At 36.9% G+C, this 2,434-nt stretch carries 3 protein-coding genes; all 3 read left to right on the top strand.

Going from position 1 to position 2,434, the window contains the following annotated elements; all coding sequences use genetic code 11:
- Positions 1 to 199: 199 nt before the first annotated feature.
- A complete protein-coding gene (locus I4V44_RS17285) occupies positions 200 to 1,210 on the top strand; it encodes a helix-turn-helix domain-containing protein (RefSeq protein WP_055057415.1) in 1,011 nt (336 codons plus the stop codon).
- A 169-nt stretch (positions 1,211 to 1,379) separates the two neighbouring features.
- Positions 1,380 to 2,114 carry a MerR family transcriptional regulator gene (locus tag I4V44_RS17280; protein WP_118331684.1) on the top strand — a complete coding sequence of 245 codons (735 nt, stop codon included), beginning with the start codon at positions 1,380 to 1,382 and terminating at the stop codon, positions 2,112 to 2,114.
- A gap of 60 nt (positions 2,115 to 2,174) precedes the next feature.
- Positions 2,175 to 2,360: a DUF6440 family protein gene (locus I4V44_RS17275; RefSeq protein WP_005342831.1), complete on the top strand. Its 186-nt coding sequence runs from the start codon at positions 2,175 to 2,177 to the stop codon at positions 2,358 to 2,360.
- Positions 2,361 to 2,434: the final 74 nt, after the last annotated feature.

Below are 2,434 nucleotides of genomic sequence, written 5' to 3'. Positions count from 1 at the left end.
GCTTGGGTTCGACTCATAAGAAAAAGGAAAACAATACAGATGATAAATAATTTCCTGCTTGTATTGTTGGAAAATCGGAATTCATAGAGTTCTTTTGTGATTTGCAACTGCTGGTTGACAGATTTACAGCCTGAAATGGTGGAATGCAAACAGCAAAACTGTTATATTGAGCTCATAAAATCTGCAAAAGGAGAAAAAAATGATTTTAGCTGATAAGATTACAGAGGAAAGAAAAAAGAATGGATGGTCACAGGAAGAACTAGCCAATCAGTTGGGCGTATCCAGACAGGCAGTATCTAAGTGGGAAAGTGCAGGAGCTGTTCCAGATTTGCAAAGAATTTTACAGATGTCGGAGCTATTTTGTGTTAGTACAGATTACCTATTAAAAGATGAAATGAAAGCAGAAAATATCACCTATCACGAAAGTACTGAAAGCTATGCAGAACCGTTGAAAAAAGTAACTATGGAGAATGCAAATGAATTTCTTGACATGAAAAGAAATGGATCCAAAGTAGTGGCAAACGCAACAAGTATGTGTATCTCAAGTCCAATATTATTGATTGTTCTTGTGACAATGGCAGAAGATGGCGTATTTCATGTTTCGGAATCTCTGGCAACAGTATTTGGATGTGTTTTTTTGCTTGGAATGGTTGCGGCAGCCGTCTTTTTGTTTATTACATATGGAATGCGAGAATCACATATGGAACATTTTGAAAAAGAATGCTTTGAAACAGAGTATGGTGTATCTGGAATAGTACGAGAAAAAAAAGATTCCTATGAACCGATTTTTATCAGAGGAACAGCTGTTGGGGTAGTGCTTTGTATACTGGCAGTGATTCCGACAATTATTGCCGGAGCCATGGAAACGTCTGACTATTGTTGCGGCCTTTCCGTTGGATTGCTGCTATTCATACTTGCAATAGGAGTGAATCTGTTGGTTCGTGTTGGGATGGTAAAAAGCAGTTACGATACCCTTCTTCAGGAAGGCGAATATACAAAAGAAGAAAAACTGTTTAAGAAAAAGACTGACACGTTTTCTGGTGTATATTGGTGCTTGACTACAGCGATTTACCTTGCATGGAGCTTCTGGACGATGAGCTGGGATATTACATGGATTGTATGGCCGGTTGCTGGTGTTTTGTTTGCAGCATTGCTTGGTGTGGTGAAAATGGTGTTAAAGAATGGCAGTGAAACTCAGCACTATATTTAAGATGGAGTTAAGTTTTTTTCGCATATTATACGCATCCAGAAATCCCAGTTTGTATAACAGGAAAATTTAAATTTATCAAGCTGTTAATTTTGAAAATTTCTTTGAAAAACTATTGACTCCTACGCAACGTAATAGTTTACGATATGTTTATCGAGAGGAGGAAATGACAATGATGACAGTGAATGAGGTAAGTAAATTAACAGGAGTGAGTATACGCACTCTGCAGTATTATGATACCATTGGTCTCTTAAAACCTATTGAATATACAGAGTCAGGTTATAGGTTGTATGACGATACATCCTTGGAAAGGCTGCAACAAATTTTACTGTTTAAAGAATTGGAATTTCCGCTTAAGGAGATTAAAAAGATAATTGATGCCCCTAACTTTGACAGGAACAAAGCATTAGAGCAGCAGATTGAATTGCTAACTATGAAAAAAGAGCATCTTGAAAATCTTATTAGTTTCGCTCGAGGAATAAAAGGAATAGGAGTGAAATATATGGATTTTAAAGTATTTGATACAACAAAGATTGATGAGTATTCTAAACGAGCAAAAGAACAATGGGGACAAACCTCTGAGTATAAGGAGTTTGAAGAGAAAACAAAGAACTGGACGAAAGACGATGAAGCTACTGTTGCAAATGAGTTTATGCAATTATTTGTTGAATTCGGACAAATGAAAGAAATGGATCCAGAAGATGAACAGGTGCAGTTGCAGGTAAGGAAACTTCAGGATTACATTACAGATCATTTTTATACATGTTCTGATAAGATTTTATGCGGTCTTGGAAGAATGTATGCCGGCGGAGGAGAACTTACGGAAATTATTGATGATGTTGGAGGAGTTGGCACAGCAGAGTTTGCAAGTAAAGCTATTGATATATTTTATATGAGCAGAAGGTAAATTCCAGTTTGGAGAATTGAGAAAATCGGAATTTAACGCTTGAAAAAAGGAGAAATAAACATGGCAAAGAAAGAAGAAAGATTTGAAGTTACATTTAGAGACGGAAGTCAGCTTAAGGATGAAGGAGTTCGCCAAATCCTTGTAGATAAGGAGACTGGGGTTAACTATCTTTGTTGGAAATCTGGATATGGAGCGGCTATTACACCTCTTCTGGATTCAGAAGGAAAAGTCATAGTTACAAAGTAAAATCGTTAAGGAAAGAATCGAAGGTGGTGCAAACGAAAAAGCAGTATGGAGACTTTTCATTAACTGCCCTTTCG

Origin of the sequence: Blautia sp. 1001283B150304_161114_C9 (assembly GCF_015668165.1) — a bacterium.
Classification (GTDB): domain Bacteria; phylum Bacillota; class Clostridia; order Lachnospirales; family Lachnospiraceae; genus Blautia_A; species Blautia_A wexlerae.
Note: the sequence above shows the minus strand (reverse complement) of the source record. Positions and strands in the feature narration are given on the sequence as shown.